General features: G+C 57.5%; 15 protein-coding genes and 1 pseudogene. 12 read left to right on the forward strand and 4 right to left on the reverse strand.

The genetic code is table 11. The annotated features are described in order from the left end of the window. From AC2FLE_RS00005 to rpsD, 4 genes and pseudogenes are all read left to right on the forward strand, one after another. Positions 1-293, forward strand: a pseudogene (locus tag AC2FLE_RS00005) (glycine dehydrogenase (aminomethyl-transferring)); the annotation flags it as partial. A gap of 98 nt (positions 294-391) precedes the next feature. Further along, entirely contained in the window at positions 392-1399 is a 1008-nt protein-coding gene (locus tag AC2FLE_RS00010; protein ID WP_496694686.1) for a helix-turn-helix domain-containing protein, read from the forward strand. A 283-nt stretch (positions 1400-1682) separates the two neighbouring features. Then, the gene (locus AC2FLE_RS00015) at positions 1683-2186 is read left to right on the forward strand and encodes a hypothetical protein (RefSeq protein WP_496694687.1); all 504 of its coding nucleotides are present in this window, start codon (positions 1683-1685) and stop codon (positions 2184-2186) included. Positions 2187-2399: 213 nt separating this feature from the next. Next, positions 2400-3020 carry a 30S ribosomal protein S4 gene (gene rpsD / locus AC2FLE_RS00020; RefSeq protein WP_058279997.1) on the forward strand — a complete coding sequence of 207 codons (621 nt, stop codon included), beginning with the start codon at positions 2400-2402 and terminating at the stop codon, positions 3018-3020. Positions 3021-3149: 129 nt separating this feature from the next. On the opposite strand, the gene AC2FLE_RS00025 is transcribed toward rpsD, so the two are convergent. After that, positions 3150-3611: an Lrp/AsnC family transcriptional regulator gene (locus AC2FLE_RS00025; protein ID WP_496694688.1), complete on the reverse strand. Its 462-nt coding sequence runs from the start codon at positions 3609-3611 to the stop codon at positions 3150-3152. Positions 3612-3714: 103 nt separating this feature from the next. Here AC2FLE_RS00025 and AC2FLE_RS00030 point away from each other — a divergent pair, with 103 nt between their 5' ends. From AC2FLE_RS00030 to AC2FLE_RS00045, 4 genes are all read left to right on the forward strand, one after another. Then, a complete protein-coding gene (locus AC2FLE_RS00030; protein ID WP_496694689.1) occupies positions 3715-5130 on the forward strand; it encodes an aminotransferase class V-fold PLP-dependent enzyme in 1416 nt (471 codons plus the stop codon). A gap of 65 nt (positions 5131-5195) precedes the next feature. Further along, the gene (gene hisC / locus AC2FLE_RS00035) at positions 5196-6281 is read left to right on the forward strand and encodes a histidinol-phosphate transaminase (protein ID WP_496694690.1); all 1086 of its coding nucleotides are present in this window, start codon (positions 5196-5198) and stop codon (positions 6279-6281) included. Then, a complete protein-coding gene (locus AC2FLE_RS00040) occupies positions 6278-7198 on the forward strand; it encodes a prephenate/arogenate dehydrogenase family protein (RefSeq protein WP_496694691.1) in 921 nt (306 codons plus the stop codon). The genes hisC and AC2FLE_RS00040 overlap by 4 nt, the downstream gene beginning before the upstream one ends. Next, a complete protein-coding gene (locus AC2FLE_RS00045; protein ID WP_496694692.1) occupies positions 7195-7914 on the forward strand; it encodes an extensin-like domain-containing protein in 720 nt (239 codons plus the stop codon). The genes AC2FLE_RS00040 and AC2FLE_RS00045 overlap by 4 nt, the downstream gene beginning before the upstream one ends. Here AC2FLE_RS00045 and AC2FLE_RS00050 read toward each other — a convergent pair. Continuing rightward, positions 7911-8912 (reverse strand): DUF2125 domain-containing protein, encoded by a 1002-nt coding sequence (locus AC2FLE_RS00050; RefSeq protein WP_496694693.1) that lies wholly within the window; start codon positions 8910-8912, stop codon positions 7911-7913. The genes AC2FLE_RS00045 and AC2FLE_RS00050 overlap by 4 nt on opposite strands. 67 nt (positions 8913-8979) lie before the next feature. Between AC2FLE_RS00050 and AC2FLE_RS00055 the strand changes: the two genes are divergently transcribed. The 3 genes from AC2FLE_RS00055 (at position 8980) to AC2FLE_RS00065 (ending at position 12444) form a co-directional block, all read left to right on the forward strand. Further along, complete coding sequence (locus AC2FLE_RS00055; protein WP_496694694.1) at positions 8980-9510, forward strand: gamma-glutamylcyclotransferase; 531 nt, start codon at positions 8980-8982, stop codon at positions 9508-9510. A gap of 69 nt (positions 9511-9579) precedes the next feature. Then, positions 9580-10761 (forward strand): biopolymer transporter ExbB, encoded by a 1182-nt coding sequence (locus AC2FLE_RS00060; protein ID WP_142636479.1) that lies wholly within the window; start codon positions 9580-9582, stop codon positions 10759-10761. 3 nt (positions 10762-10764) lie between these two features. After that, entirely contained in the window at positions 10765-12444 is a 1680-nt protein-coding gene (locus tag AC2FLE_RS00065; RefSeq protein WP_496694695.1) for a peptidoglycan -binding protein, read from the forward strand. A gap of 137 nt (positions 12445-12581) precedes the next feature. Here AC2FLE_RS00065 and clpA read toward each other — a convergent pair whose 3' ends face one another. Beyond that, the gene (clpA, locus tag AC2FLE_RS00070) at positions 12582-14906 is read right to left on the reverse strand and encodes an ATP-dependent Clp protease ATP-binding subunit ClpA (RefSeq protein ID WP_496691026.1); all 2325 of its coding nucleotides are present in this window, start codon (positions 14904-14906) and stop codon (positions 12582-12584) included. Positions 14907-15080: 174 nt separating this feature from the next. Then, on the reverse strand, positions 15081-15848 hold the full coding sequence (gene gloB / locus AC2FLE_RS00075; RefSeq protein ID WP_496694696.1) for a hydroxyacylglutathione hydrolase: 768 nt from the start codon (positions 15846-15848) through the stop codon (positions 15081-15083). A 61-nt stretch (positions 15849-15909) separates the two neighbouring features. On the opposite strand from gloB, the gene AC2FLE_RS00080 reads away from it, so the two are divergent. Then, complete coding sequence (locus tag AC2FLE_RS00080) at positions 15910-16644, forward strand: class I SAM-dependent methyltransferase (protein ID WP_142636487.1); 735 nt, start codon at positions 15910-15912, stop codon at positions 16642-16644. Positions 16645-16664: the final 20 nt, after the last annotated feature.

The raw sequence follows: 16664 nt of genomic DNA on the forward strand, positions 1-16664 counted from the left end.
AGCTGGATCGCTTCTGCGACGCCATGCTGTCCATCCGGGCCGAGGCGCAGGACATCATCGACGGCAAGATCGATGCGAAGAACAACCCGTTGAAAAACGCCCCCCATACGGTGCGCGATCTGGTCGGCGACTGGGACCGCCCATACACCCGCGAACAGGCCTGCTTCCCCCCGGGCTCCATGGGCGTCGACAAATACTGGTCCCCCGTCAACCGCGTCGACAACGCATACGGAGACCGAAACCTCATCTGCACATGCCCACCAATGGACGCTTACGAAGAAGCCGCAGAGTAAACAGACGACAACCAGATCAGCCCCCGCACTGGCCAGGGGCTGATCCATCCCGGGCCATATGCCTTTGCCTGTGGCCCAGGCTTTTCAGCGGGGGAGACATGAAGCATTGCATCTTCGAAAATGACCAAGCCTATCTGGCTGAGCCAACCTCTGCTGCGTTCGTGCGAACCCACAACATCGATGTGATCGTGCGCGATAGTAGTGCATTTGCCTCGGCCGAGATGATCAGGGAATTTTATCATGCCCTGAGCGACCTGACCGGCGACCACTCCTACGTTGTTAATCTGCGTTTGGCTGGTGCGGGGTCCGTAGGAGGACCGCAGTACTGGACCGGAAGAGCCGCTGTTTTCTGGGGCGATTTTTCGGATTGTTGGACGTTGTCCGACGCCGAAAAAACATGGGTCTCACAAGTTCTGAACCTTTCGCCACGGACCGTTCTTGTCGGTGGTGCCGTGCTTGTGCTGGCCCAGATTAGATTGTCGGAAAAAACAGTCGCGGCCATTCACCCCAACTTCGATGCGGCAGCGCGTGAAGCAGGTTTGACCAACTGTGGTACAGGCACATATCTGGCGGCGCGCGGGCGCACGCATAGCGCGACGACACGTCTGAGTACGCTGCGTTTGTTGGCGGATTTTGTTTCGTTGGACCATGGTGAGAACATGGCTGATAACCTACGCGGGTTTATCGGCCTGTCCGAACCCAAGCGGGACTGCGAAAGCCAGCTTGCCAATCGCTTGATCCATCGTGCGGGCGGGGATCACCTGGTTATGTCAGCCGTTGAGGCAATGCTGAACCATGTCGAAGAGCCACTCAGGATCACGGATCTTTCGAACATGGTCGGCACTTCAACCCGGCAGCTTCAGAGACGGTTTCTGAACAAGACGGGGGCAAAGCTTTTGGCCACATACCGAGAATTGCGTCTGGAACGTGCGCATAGCCTGCTGCGGTTTACGGATTTGCCACAAATCGAGATTGCCACCGCCACAGGGTTTTCGTCTACAACGTCACTAAAACGTGCTTTTCGAGACCAGTACAAGACGATGCCGGAAGATATCCGCAGCCTCCGCTTTTCCGGTGGAATGGCGGATCGGGGGCTGGTGAACTGACAGCTCGTGCAGTGTGCCGATTAGGGCGCACGCATTTGAAATTTAAATCCGCTGTGATTGGCGAATCGAAAAAAAGCCTGATCAGACCGAATGCAGGGCAGACCGACATTCGGGCTCAGTATGATCCTTTAGGTCTTTGAAACGCGGATTTCTGCACCCGGATTCTGATTCTGTTCTGCAACATTCTCGTGATTGCTGCAATTCCGTCCCTTTTCTGCCGGAATCGTCACTGATAAACCCTTGGCCATCGGGCAGTGATTTGTTGAGGGGTACGGGCGGTAAAATGAATACCGGGGTAAACGGTCGTGTTGCCATTTCATGGTCGCAGACAGAGATTGATGGGCTAGAGGCGGCGCCTCTGGCATTTTTAAATGTAGGGTCGGCCTGGTCCTGGCGCGGTCAGGCATCGATGCTGGCAGGCAGCGCTGAAGTTGCCGGGCGTAAAAACGCATTTGCATCTGGTACAATCGGGCGCGTTATTCCTGGCACGACTTTTTCGGATAATGTCGTCGGAACGCTCGAGCTTATGAACGGGGCGCAACGGTTTTCAGCGTTACTGGTCGTTTCCGATGATGATGAAAGCCCGTCGCTGGTGTTTGAAAGCGGCTTTCCTTCACGCGATCAGGAATTCTGGATCAGCGCATATACTCAGATCAAGCATCAGAGTGGTGAAGTTGCAGAGCAGGACGGAACTGTCGTCGCGTTTCATCGCAAGGCCACTCAGTTCCAGTACACTGGTGTCGCGAACCTACGCGCAACTGTAAACGGTGCCACTTTAGCGGACTAAATCCCGTTAGTGGTGCCGTCTTTGAATTGAATTTCAGAAAGTTTCGGTTCCGTCCGTTCGGCATGTTGACTCTGCCAGCGCTGCGGATATAAGCGCGGCTTCATTGGTGTTGGTGGCCCCCGCAAGGGGAGGCCTGTCATGAGGGAAACCTCAAGAGGACAACGCCCTTCATAGTGGCCTATCAGGGCCTCGACCTTAAGAAGGAGATCAGCCGTGACCAAACGCACGTCTGCCAAGTACAAAATCGACCGCCGGATGGGCGAAAACATCTGGGGTCGTCCGAAATCCCCGGTCAACCGTCGTGAATACGGCCCTGGTCAGCACGGTCAGCGCCGGAAAGGCAAACTGTCTGACTTCGGTCTGCAGCTGCGCGCCAAGCAGAAGCTGAAGGGCTACTATGGCGACCTGACCGAAAAGCAGTTCCGCCGCATCTATGCCGAAGCTGTTCGTGTCAACGGCGATACCGGTGAAAACCTGATTGGTCTGCTGGAACGCCGTCTGGACGCCGTTGTCTATCGCGCCAAATTCGTCGCGACCGTGTTCGCCGCGCGTCAGTTCGTGAACCACGGCCACGTCACAGTGAACGGCAAGCGGGTCAACATCCCCAGCTACCGTGTCAAAGAAGGCGACGTCATCGAAGTACGTGACAAGTCCAAGCAACTGGCCGTTGTTCTTGAAGCTGCTGCTCTGGCCGAGCGTGATGTTCCTGATTACATCGACGCCGACCACTCGAAAATGACCGCGACTTTCGTGCGCGCACCGGGTCTGGGCGATGTGCCTTACCCTGTCATGATGGAACCGAACCTGGTTGTCGAATTCTACGCGAAGAACTAATCTTCGCCGAAATCGAAATTCGAAAGGCCGCGCGGTTGCGCGGCCTTTTTCGTTTTAGGGGACTCTGCCCCCAATCACGACCAGCCGCGATGCCCCCCGAGCAATTTTTTTGGCCAAATAAAGAGCGGATCAGATTGGCAAGGGTCGTCCTTCTGCAATTGCCTCCATCGCGAAATATGAGGTTACGCTGTCCAGCTCGACTTTTTCGATGAGGCGTTGATAGACCTTGTCGTACGAAGCCATATCCTGCGTAACAACCTTGAGCTGATAGTCGTAATCGCCGCCAATGCGGTGGAAGTCCACGACCTCTGGTATCGTCAGAACATGCCTGCGAAAGGCCTGTAACCACTCGGCCGAGTGGTGCCGCGTACGCAGCATGACGAAGACTACAAGGCTCAGCCCTAGTTTTTCACGCGCGATTTGCGCCGTCGATCCGATGATGACGCCCTGATCATTCAGGGCCTTCAGCCGACGCCAGCAGGCGTTTTGCGATAGCCCGATGCGGTCGGCCAATTCTCGTTGGGACAGCGTAGCGTCGGTTTGCAATTCACGCAGCAGGCGGTGGTCAACATGATCTAGATTTTTTGACATTCCAAATCATATGACACATGATTTATGAAAACCATCTAAAAATATGCATTATATACACAACACATATCAATCATATTTGTTGGGAAACTTCGGAGTCCATATAATGACACTTTCCCAATTTCGTTCTGACATTGAAGCTGCTGTTCGTAGCGACACGTTGCGCGATGGCTTAATCGGCGAGAATGTTATGATCCCGGGGCTGCGCGGGGACATACCTTTGGTTTACGCGGATTATGTTGCGTCGGGCCGCGCATTGAAGCAGGTCGAGGATTTTGTGGCCGCTCATGTGTTGCCGTTTTATGCCAACAGCCACACCGAGGCGTCTTATTGCGGGGCCTACATGACCCGACTGCGGCGCGAGGCCCGCGTGGAAATCTCCCGGATTGTTGGCGCCGGGGAAAATGATGCGGTGATCTTTACGGGATCGGGCGCTACAGCGGGTCTCAACCGGCTGGTCAACCTGTTGGGGATCGAGGCTGCTGCGCGACCAGTGGTTTTGATCGGCCCATATGAGCACCATTCGAACATCCTGCCGTGGCGGGAAAGCAAAGCGCTGGTGATCGAAATCCCCGAAGCACCCGAAGGGGGTGTCGATCTGTCGGCTTTAGAGCGTGCCTTGGCGGAAAACGCGGATGCGGATCTGATCGTCGGATCATTTTCGGCCGCTTCGAATGTGACGGGCATAATCACTGATCCCGACCCGGTTACGCGGCTGCTCAAGGCTAATGGCGCTGTAGCGGTTTGGGATTATGCGGGCGGTGGGCCTTATCTGCCAATGAGAATGGGCCCTGCGGATGCGCGCAAGGATGCGATCGTGGTCTCTCCTCATAAATTTGCCGGTGGACCCGGCGCGTCTGGTGTATTGATCGTCAATCAAAACGTTGTGCAGCGCACATGCCCCAGCTGGCCCGGTGGTGGCACTGTGAGTTTCGTGTCCCCTTGGGGGCATGACTACAGCGCCGATCTTGCAACGCGCGAAGAGGCGGGAACGCCGAATGTCATAGGCGACATCCGTGCCGCGTTGGCTTTCATGGTCAAGGATGCGGTTGGCGCAGACGAAATCGCAAGGCGCGAGGCGCTTTATAACCAGATGGCATTGGAAGGGTGGGGAGATAACCCAGGTCTGACCTTGTTGGGCGCGGACAATCCACATCGGTTGCCGATTTTTTCCTTTCTTGTTCATGACAGTAAAGGTCAGCCGGTGCACCAGCAGTTATTCACCCGGATGCTGAGTGATGTTTATGGCATTCAAGCGCGGGGCGGGTGTGCTTGTGCAGGGCCCTATGCCCATCGGTTGCTGGGTATTGATCGTGCAGCCTCGGAGCAGTTGCATGCGGCGCTTGGTGCTGGTGAAGAGTTGAAAAAACCCGGTTGGGTGCGTCTGAACTTTTCATATCTGATGTCCCAAGAGACTGTCCGCTTCATCATCGACAGCGTCAATGACCTTTCCCGGCGGACCGAAGAATTTACCCCCTTTTACGACGCCGACCCGGCGACAGCCCGCTTCAAGGCGGCATAAGGGAATTGCCGCTTTTCTCAACGCTTTGAGACGGGTATGAGGGGCTTCTAAATACGGAGCCTCTTATGACCCAGATCACCCCTCAACCCGGCATTATGGACATCGCGCTTTATCAGGGCGGCCAGTCGAAGGTGGCGGGGGTCGACCATGTGATCAAGTTGAGCTCGAACGAAAACCCCTTTGGCCCTAGCCCCAAAGCGATCGAAGCAGTGCGTGACAGTGCGGCCACCCTGAACCGGTATCCCAGTACAGATCACGCCAGTCTGCGTATGGCCATTGGCGAACGCCACGGGCTGGACCCGGCGCGAATTATCTGCGGCGTGGGCAGTGACGAGGTGCTGCAATTCGTGGCACAGGCTTATGCCGGTCCGGGGGATGAGGTTATCTATACCGAACACGGATTTTCGATGTACCCGATCATCGCTCGGATGGCTGGGGCAACTCCAGTGATGGTGTCTGAAACCGATCGTCACGTGGATGTGGGCAACATTCTTGCCGCTGTGACTGACCAGACCCGGATCGTGTTCGTGACCAATCCGGGCAATCCGACATCGACCATGATCCCCGAGGCTGATCTTATCCGACTGGCCGAAAGCTTGCCGCAGACCTGTCTGATGGTGATTGATGGCGCCTATGCCGAGTTTGTCGAAGGGTTCGACGGAGGCCGCGCTCTGGTGGATCGGTTCGAGAATGTGATCATGACGCGGACCTTTTCCAAGATCTTTGGACTGGGTGGGATGCGGGTCGGTTGGGGCTATGCGGCGCAAGAGATCATTGATGTGCTGAACCGGGTGCGCCAGCCCTTCAACCTGTCGCTGACTGCGTTGGCCGCTGCCGAAGCCGCCATAAAGGACGAAGAGTACCTGACCTTTTGCCACAGCGAAAATGCACGCTTGCGGGTTTGGCTTTCGGCCCAGTTGTCCAAAATCGGCGTATCTTCGGATGCGTCCAGCACCAATTTTATTCTCGCCCGTTTTAGGGATCAGGCCGAGGCCGAAGCGTGCGACGATTACCTCAAGACACAGGGTTTGATCGTGCGCCGCGTGGCGGGATATAACCTGCCAAATGCTCTTCGGATCACGGTTGGGGACGAGGAGGCTTGTCGCCGTGTCGTTGCGGCCATAACCGCTTTCAAAGGGGGCGCCGCATGAGCCAGGTATATGACCGCGTTGCGCTGATCGGGTTGGGCCTGATCGCATCGTCGATGTTCTGGGCGATTAAACGTGCTGGATTGGCCGCCGAAGTAACCGGCTATGCCCGGTCCGAGGCCACGCGCGACACCGCGCGCAAGATTGGCCTATGCGACCGGATCTGTGACACCGCGCAAGAGGCCGTTGAGGGGGCAGACCTTGTGGTTCTGTGCGTGCCTGTTGGCGCGATGGGCGCGGTAGCGCAGGAGATTGCGCCTGCCCTGAAGTCGGGCGCGACCGTGTCAGATGTGGGTTCGGTCAAGCGACATGTCATTCAAGAGGTCTCACCTCACATCCCGCAGGATGTTCATTTCATTCCCGCGCATCCGCTGGCCGGGACCGAGCATTCCGGCCCTGAATCTGGATTTGCCGAGCTGTTCGACAATCGTTGGTGCCTTTTGGTGCCGGTAGAGGGCTCGGACCCGGAGGCCGTTGCGCGACTACGCTCATTGTGGACGGGTTTGGGTTCGAATGTTGATGAGATGGATGCCGATCACCATGATCTGGTTCTTGCAGTGACATCCCATGCGCCACACCTTATCGCCTATACGATGGTCGGCGTAGCGGATGATCTGCGCCGTGTGACCGATAGCGAGGTCATCAAATACTCGGCCGCGGGCTTTCGGGATTTCACCCGGATCGCGGCCTCGGACCCGACTATGTGGCGCGATGTGTTTCTGACCAACAAGGATGCGACGCTAGAGATATTGGGGCGTTTCACTGAAGAACTGTTTGCGCTGCAGCGGGCCATTCGTACAGGTGACGGCGATCAGCTGTTCGATTATTTCACGCGCACACGTGCGATCCGGCGCGGGATCATTGATGCCGGGCAGGATACGGACGCGCCGGATTTTGGTCGCGGGAATACCAACCCATGAGGCGCGGCTGGAGCGCTCTGTCGATTGGGTGGTTGGTACTTGGTGCCACAATGGGGAATGCAACGCCATCTGAACACCTGTTGACCCCCGATGACCAACCGGTTCTGGCCTTTGCCGCTCCGGTCGGGATGCAGCCAGAGTTGCAGCCGAATACGCTGGTACAGCAGGTGCTGTTCAAAAAGCGTAAGCTGCGCAAAACATCGGTCTGCGGGAATATCGAAATTCAGGGCAAGCCGGTGGGTAATGTTCCCGGCAAGATCAAAGCCTGCGGGATCAAGGAAGCGGTACAGATCACCTCAGTTTCTGGTGTGGCGCTTAGCCGTCCGTCCACCATGGATTGCGGCACAGCAATTGCGCTGAACCAATGGGTCGAGAAAAGCGTGAAGCCCACCTTCAAAAGGCGCGGTCCCGTTGTCGAACTGCAGGTCGCGGCCCACTACGCATGCCGGACGCGCAACAACCGCAAGGGTGCGCGGATATCGGAACACGGTAAAGGCCGGGCCATAGACATATCAGGTTTCAAGATGGCGAATGGCGAGGTTGTGACCGTTCTGAACGGTTGGCGCAAGAACCCGTCAAAGAAGCAACTGACCAAGATCTGGCGCGCCGCCTGCGGGCCGTTCGGAACGGTACTTGGCCCGAATGCGGACCGGTATCACCGGGATCATTTTCACTTGGACACAGCCCGGTATCGCCGTGGCCCGTACTGCCGTTAACGCAGGATCAACCGCGGGGCCGGACCAAGGGGTAGCGGGCCAAGCGCCACATAGCCCTCACGGAAATTCAACTGAAGATCCAGCGCGTCGGGATTGCCCCCCAAGCCAGCCATGAATTTCAGGGCACGTGTAACAGGGTCTACCGCCTGATCGGGTAGGGCCCCTGCGGCGTTGGCCATGGCAACCATCTCACGCCAATTTTCAGCCTTGATCGAAATCTCTCCGGTAGGAATACCCTGTTCGTCCACGTCCAGCTCTCCGGCAGCGAACAGGCGCAATGCACCCCATTTCATCTCAGCCAGACGCAGGTCGATCCGGGTGGGCTGAGGTCGGCTTTGTTCCAGTGCAGATCGGTCCCACGGTTTGTCAAAGGTGGCGACCATATCCATTTCCAGTGCATCGAATGTCTGGGGCAGGGTGGTGGCTGAATGCATCATGGCGCGCAGATCATCGCCGGGGGCAAAGCCGTCAATCCGCGCGTTGATCGCATAGGCTTGAGGATTTTCGGTTTGCTCCATCACCAGACCAAGTGTGGTTCCCGCTGCTAGCAAATCAGCATCATTGGCAACGGACCATGGTCCGGCAGTCAGAGACATTTTCTCTAGCACCAGCGCGACACCAGGTTGCAGCTGCAGCTCGGCCTGCAGGTCAGCTGCAACGATGGTCGACGTTTGATCGAAATAGGACAGCAGCTGCGGCGTTTCCGCGAAACGCAGAACTTGCCGACCCGGCCAGATCGCGGGGCTTTGGAATTCGATCCAGTCGGCGCTCCAGGCGGTGCCGTTGACCGGGTCGGCCAGTGCGGGGCTGTTCAGTCGGGTGACGTGGTTGAACGGATAGCCTGCTGTTGCTACATCCGAAAAATCGGCCAGCCAGCCTCTTTCTTGTTGGTTGTCGAACCATGTTGTGATCGCGTTGCGCAATCCATATCCGGCGACGAACCAATAGGCGCTCCAGATCGCAGTGATGAAAATGACTACTCGTATCAGCCCGCGCATTGCTAATGGCCCTTTTTCCCGCCTTGAAATTGATGTTTATAGGCGCAAACGGGCAAGGACCAGTGCTATGACGATGTGGGTTTTCGGATATGGGTCGTTGCTGTGGAATCCCGGCTTTCCCGTGTCCCGCAGCGAACGCGCAACCCTGAATGGATACGCGCGGTCTTTCTGCATGAGTTCGGTTCATCACCGCGGAACCGAAGAGAAACCCGGCCTTGTTCTGGCGTTGGATGAACAGCGTGACACCCTGTGCAAAGGTCTGGCCCTCGCCGTCGAGGCAGGCCACGAAGAGCGTACCTTGCATGAACTGCGCGAGCGCGAGCTGATCTCGTCGGCCTATGTCGAAAAGATGCTTGATGTGCATTTGGAAACGGACGAGGTCGTAACGGCTGTCACCTATGTTATCGACGCAGATCACGTGCAGTATTGCGGGGGCATGCCGTTGGAAGACCAGGCGCAGATCATTGCCCATGCTGTTGGCGGGCGTGGTCCAAATACCGAATACCTTTATAACACTGCTGAACATCTGACCGAGATTGGTCTGCGTGATCCCGATCTTGAGTGGTTAGCGCAACGGGTGCGAAGCATTACCTCATAAACCCTTGGCGTCACCGGCAGATTTTCGGTAGATTCGCGTCAGAGCAGAAAAGAACCGGGAAAAACGCGCATGGCGCAGGCACAACAGGGCGCGAGACCGCATTTCTCGCAACCCATTCGTCAGATCGTAACGATGCTTGTGGCGATCGGCCTGGCTGGTATGGGCATCTTCATGGCGCTGCCTTACGTTTTGCCGGTTTTCTATGCAAACCCCTATCTGAACGGTTTTATCCTTCTGGTATTTTTTGTCGGCGTAATTGCCTGTTTTTATCAGGTGACACAGTTGATCGGTTCGGTGCGCTGGATCGAGTCCTTCGTTGGTGGCGTTGTTCATGAGGACGCGCGCACGCCTCAGCTTTTGGCACCGCTGGCGTCGCTGCTGCGGGACCGGGGTGCGCGGTCGCAGATCAGTTCCAGTTCGACCCGGTCTATTTTGGATTCGGTGGCCGAACGGGTCGAGGAAGAGCGTGAGATCACGCGTTATATCACCAATGTTCTGATCTATCTTGGGCTTTTGGGAACGTTTTTTGGCTTGGCCACGACGGTCCCCGCTATTGTCGACACGATCCGCAGTCTCAATCCGCAGGATGGCGAAGAAGGGCTGGCGGTGTTCAATCGCCTGATGGTTGGCCTTGAAACCCAACTGCAGGGAATGGGCGTGGCCTTTGGGTCCTCGTTGCTGGGCCTTGCCGGATCGCTGATTGTGGGGTTGCTGGAACTGTTCGCGGGCCACGGGCAGAACCGGTTTTATCGAGAGCTCGAAGAATGGTTGTCCTCGATCACCCGTGTCGGCTTTGCAGCAGGCGATGACGGCAGCAGCACCGAACTGGCGGTTCTGACACCGGTTCTGGATGCAATGTCCGAACAGATGAACGCCCTGCAGGACCTGTTTTCGGCGCAGGAAGCCGACCGGGCCGAGCTGTCGGGCAAGCTGGGGCATCTTGTCGGCGCAATCGGAGATATGAACCAGCGTCAGTCTGAGACCGAGAATGTCACCGCTGCGCTGGAACGTGTCGCACTGGGGCAGGACGCTCTGCTGGATCATCTGCGGGAACAGGGGACCAGCGAAGGAATAGACGCAGAAAGCCGCATGCGCCTGCGCTCGATGGATGTTCAGTTGCTGCGTATCCTCGAAGAAATTTCAGCAGGCCGCCAAGAAAGCATGAGCGAGCTGCGCAAGGACATCGAACTTTTGGTCAAAGCTCTTACATTGCCCCGAGGCGCCGTTCGAACCGCTCCGGAAGGAGAGTAATCCATGGCTCTGTCCCGTCGCACAGGTCAGCGGTTTCAGGGGTCGGTCTGGCCGGGTTTCGTGGATGCGATGACCGGGCTGTTGATGGTGCTGACCTTTGTGTTGACCATCTTCATGGTGGTGCAATTCGTGCTGCGCGAGACGATTTCGGGGCAAGAGGATGAACTGACCGCCCTGTCCGGCGAAGTGGCGGCCCTTGCCGGTGCGCTTGGGTTGGAAGAAAGGGAAAACAGCCGCCTTCAGGCCCGGTTAGGGGCGCTGAATGCGACCCTGACGCAGGCCGAGGAAGATCTGGCGCAGGCAGAAACCAGGATCACGTCATTCGAAGCACAGGTCGCATCTTTGTTGGCCGATCAGGAGCGGTCGCTGGGGGTTATCGCCTCACTGGAATCTGAGCGTTCGGAATTGCTGAATGAACAAGAGGCCCTGAACCGGGCCCTTGCCCAAAGCCGTGCCGAGGTCGATGCCCAGGCCGAGGCCGCCCGGCTTGATGCTGCCCGCCGCGAAGCGCTTGAAGCGTTGGTGGCGGATCTGGAACAAAATGAGGCCGCGCAGGCCGCATTGGTCACCGAGCTTGAAGGCCAGCTTGACGCCGAAGAGGCCGCGCGCCTGGCCGAAGCTGCGGCGGCCGAAAACCTGCGCAATCGTCTGCAGGACGCGGATGCGGAACTGACCGCTATGACGCTGGCTCTGGAAGCGCAACGCAAGCAAGCCGAAGAAACCCTGACCCTGTTGGCCGCTGCGCAAGCTGCTAAGGCCGAGCTGGAGCGGCAGTTTGGTGAGCTTGATAGTCAGGAGTTGCAGGCCCAGCTGCAAGCGGCATTGGCCGCCCAAACCGACGCTCTGACAGCGGAACAGATACAGCGTACATTGGCCGAAGAACGCGCAGCCTTGCTGGCCGTTGCGCGTGAGGCAATCTCTGCCGAGAAAGCCGTTTCAGCAAAGGCGCAGCGTCAGACTGCCTTGCTGAACCAGCAGATGGCAGCCCTGCGCGAGCAGTTGGGTGGATTGCAGGCCTTGCTGGACGATTACGAAGACCGCAACGCCGCCGCTGATATTCGTATTCAAACATTGGGTCAGGATCTGAACGCCGCACTCGCCCGCGCCGCCTCGGAAGAGCGTCGCCGCCGTTTGTTGGAAGAGGCCGAGCGCGCCCGGCTTGAGGCCGAGGCCGAGGCTCTTTCGGGTCAGAACCAAGAACTTACGGCGCAGGCCGAGGATCTTCAGCGATATCGCTCTGAATTCTTCGGTCGGTTGCGCGATGTGCTGGGTAATCAGGAAGGGGTTCGGATCGAAGGCGATCGGTTTGTGTTCTCGTCCGAAGTACTGTTCGATACAGGATCAGCAGTGCTGTCGCCCAAGGGTCAGCTTGAGATCGCCAAGGTGGCCAATATACTGCGCAGTGTCGCGGCTGAAATTCCCGAAGGCCTGAACTGGGTTATTCGCGTGGACGGCCATACCGACAATGTCCCGCTGGCCGGAACTGGCCGCTATCGGGACAACTGGGAGCTCAGCCAGGGACGCGCCTTGTCGGTTGTCCGTTATATGGTCGATGCGCTGGGTATTCCACCGCAGCGTCTGGCGGCCAATGGCTTTGGTGAATTCCAACCCTTCAACCCCGCAAACACCCCAGAAGCGCGCGCTCAGAATCGCCGGATCGAATTGAAGCTAACCGAGCGCTGATTGCAGCAAGGAAGGCCCATTGTCAGAGTTGGGAGGTTTTCCGGGCGCCCCTGAGATTTTCTTTTGAGACAGGTGACACGGCTTAGGCAAGAAAAAAGCCCGGCGTAGAAGCCGGGCTTTGATTTGATGCGCTGCTTTTAATCTGCAGTCAGAAGCGGGGGTTTGTCGCCAGGGATGCGCGGTTGATCGGGGCCAAAAATGTCCAGATCCAGCTCTCCCTTCTTGACCGAGACGCGAACGACACCGCCCTTGGCCAGCTTGCCGAACAGCAGCTCCTCGGCCAGAGGTTTCTTGATGTGTTCCTGAATGACGCGCCCCAATGGGCGTGCGCCCATCTTGTCGTCATAGCCTTTGTCGGCCAGCCATTCGGCGGCTTTTGGCGTCAGGTCGATGGTCACATTGCGGTCCAGTAGCTGTGCTTCAAGCTGCAGCACGAACTTCTCGACCACCTGCAGGATGACCTCTTTCGGCAGCGGCGCGAAGGAAATGACGGCATCCAGACGGTTGCGGAATTCCGGCGTGAACATACGTTCGATCGCGGCGGTATCCTCACCTTCGCGGCGGTCGCGGGCAAAGCCGATGGCCGCCTTTGCCTGTTCTTGCGCCCCTGCATTCGAGGTCATGATCAGCACCACGTTGCGGAAGTTCACCGTGCGACCATTGTGGTCGGTCAGCTCTCCGTGGTCCATCACTTGCAGCAGGATGTTGAACACGTCCGGGTGGGCTTTTTCGATCTCATCCAGCAGCAGAACGCAATGCGGATGCTGGTCGACACCATCAGTCAGCAAACCGCCTTGGTCGAACCCGACATAGCCCGGAGGCGCACCGATCAGGCGGCTGACCGCGTGTTTCTCCATGTATTCCGACATATCAAAACGCAGCAGTTCCACTCCCAGCGTATCCGCCAGCTGTTTCGCGACCTCGGTCTTACCCACACCGGTTGGGCCAGCAAACAGATAGTTGCCGATGGGCTTTTCCGGCTCGCGCAGACCGGCGCGCGCCAGTTTGATGGCGCTGGACAGCGCCTCAATCGCCACGTCTTGCCCGAAGACCACCCGTTTGAGCGACTTTTCAAGGTCTTTCAGAACCTCGGCATCGTCCTTGGTGACGTTCTTGGGTGGAATCCGGGCGATCTTGGCAACAACGGCCTCGATCTCTTTGACACCGATGGTCTTGCGGCGCTTGCTTTCAGCAACCAGATGCTGGGCCGCACCGGCTTCGTCGATCACGTCGATCGCCTTGTCGGGCAGCTTGCGGTCATTGATGTACCGTGCTGACAACTCGACCGCGGTTTTAATCGCGTCGGCTGTATATTTGATCTCGTGATGCTTTTCGAAATAGGGCTTCAGACCGCGCAGGATTTTTACGCTGTCCTCGACCGAAGGTTCGTTCACGTCAATTTTCTGGAACCGGCGGCTGAGCGCGCGGTCCTTTTCGAAATGCTGGCGAAACTCTTTGTAGGTGGTCGAACCCATAGTGCGCAGTTTTCCACCCTGAAGGGCCGGTTTCAGCAGGTTCGAGGCATCCATTGCCCCGCCCGAGGTGGCACCGGCACCGATGACGGTGTGGATTTCATCAATGAACAGAACCGCGTCTGGGTGATCCTCAAGCTCGGTCACGACCGCTTTCAGGCGTTCTTCGAAATCACCGCGATAGCGGGTGCCCGCCAGCAATGCACCCATATCCAGCGAATAGATGGTGGTTTCTGACAGGACATCGGGGGCCTCGCCAGAAATGATCTTAAATGCCAGTCCCTCTGCGATTGCGGTTTTGCCGACGCCCGGATCACCGACTAGAAGCGGGTTGTTCTTGCGCCGGCGGCATAGCACCTGAATGCAGCGCTCAACCTCATCGGCACGACCGATCAGCGGGTCGATATCGCCTGCTCGCGATTTCGCGTTCAGGTCGATGCAGTATTTCCCCAGCGCGCTTTCTTTTTGCTCGCCATCGGCAGTGTTGGCCGGAGATTCCTCTTCCGCCTGATCCGCGCCCGATACCGAACGGCTTTCGCCGTAAGCCGGGTCCTTGGCCACACCATGGGCGATGAAATTCACCGCATCGTACCGGGTCATATCCTGTTCCTGCAGGAAATAGGCTGCGTTGCTTTCGCGTTCGGCAAAGATTGCGACCAGAACATTCGCCCCGGTCACTTCGGTCCGGCCCGAGCTTTGGACATGGATCGCAGCGCGCTGGATCACACGTTGGAAAGCGGCTGTCGGTACAGCCTCGGACCCGTCAATATCGGTGACAAGGTTCGATAGGTCTTCGTCGATGAATTCCACCAGAGTGCTGCGCAATTCGTCAAGATCGACGCTGCAGGCTTTCATCACGCGGATCGCATCGGGCTCTTCCAACAATGCCAGAAGCAGATGCTCCAGCGTTGCGAATTCATGTCGCCGTTCATTCGCAGCCGCCAGGGCCGCGTGGATGGCTTGTTCTAGTGTGCTCGAGAATGAAGGCACGCGGGTGCTCCTCTGTCTTGGGTCAGAAGGGGGCGGGCTGAAGGCCGGATCCCCATCCCAACCATGTCCTCATACTATTAGAGTTTGGTTGATCAGAGCCCGGCTTCAAGGGTTTTCTTGCTCTTGACAGTCACATTTGTTGTGACCGTGGCTGTGAAGTAGGTGAAATAGGTATCAAAACCGATCTTTTCTAGCCCTGATTTCAGCAAAAATTTTGGCTGGTTCGGCGCCTGCCATACCCAGATGCGCCTGAATCGCCGGGTCAGCAGCGCGCAGGAAGGGGTTAGTGGCCTTTTCCAACGCCAGAGTGGAGGGAACCGTAGGCTGTTGGGCGGCTCGGGTGCGGTCAATTTCTGCGACGCGTTTCTGCAGCGCAGAATTTCCTGGATCGACGGTGAGAGCGAATTTGGCGTTGGACTGCGTGTACTCGTGCCCTGAACAAACCAGCGTGTCATCCGGCAAGGCGCTCAGTTTACACAGCGATTCCCACATCTGCGGTGCGGTGCCTTCAAACAGGCGTCCACAACCCATTGCCATCAGGCTGTCGGCGGTAAAGACCACCGCGCTTTGCGGCATGTGAAAGGCGATATGACCAAGAGTATGCCCCGAAACGTCCAGAACAAGGACGGGTTCCCCGCCGATTTCAAAACTGTCGCCGTCATTGACCTGTTGATCCAAGGGTGGCAGGCGATGTGCGTCGGCTGCCGCGCCGATCACCGTCGCCGGGTGCTGTTCCAAAATGGCCGGCAACCCGTCGACATGGTCGAAATGGTGATGCGTGAGCAACACATGAGACAAGCCCCAGCCACGTCGTTCCAGTTCTGACAGAATCGGGCCGCTTTCGGGCGCGTCGATTAATACGGTGTTGCCGCTAACCGCGTCATGCGCCAGAAATGCGTAGTTATCGCTGAGACATGGGATGGTGACGATCTCAAGAGGCATGGCCTTTTGCCCTTTCGTTGCTAGACTGCGCTCAGCTAATCCGATTGGCCAGGTGTCCGCAATGCATCTTGATGTGCAGGATCTGAGGAATTTCTACTACCGCAGCACTCTTGGTCGTGCAGCGCAGGCGGCCATTCGTGGGCGAATGATTGATCTGTGGCCCGAGGCCAAAGGTCAAACCGTCGTAGGGTTTGGCTTTGCTGTGCCGTTGTTGCGGCCCTACCTGAAAGATGCGCGTCGCGTCATCGGGCTGATGCCCGGGCCGCAGGGGGTGATGCCCTGGCCTGCGGGAATGCCCAACGTATCTGTTTTGACGGAAGAGACCTTGTGGCCGATTGAAACGGGCCATGTGGACAAGCTGGTGGTGATGCATGGACTTGAAACGTCACAACGTCCCGCCGAATTGCTGGCGGAATGCTGGCGTGTGCTTGGTCCCGGTGGACGGGCGCTTTTTATCGTACCGAACCGTGCGGGGCTGTGGTCACGGACCGATCGAACGCCATTTGGATTCGGGCGCCCTTATTCTGCCTCGCAGTTGGAAAGCCAGCTAAGAGCGCATCACTTTATGACGGATAACTATTGTTCCGCCTTGTATTTGCCTCCGTCCTTCCGTCGGTTCTGGTTGAAATCCGGCAGCCTGATAGAGAAAACTGGCCAGCGCTTGCCGACGATCATGGCAGGCGGCGTTCTGATGGTTGAAGCGACAAAGCAAATCAGACCGCCCAGCGGAACCGTCACCAAAGCGACAGGGCGCCGTCAGATCAAGGCGCTGGATGGCCTGCTCAAGCCAGCCTAGCGCAACGCCGGTACTAGCTT

This window comes from Ruegeria sp. CDSA077 (assembly GCF_059612265.1).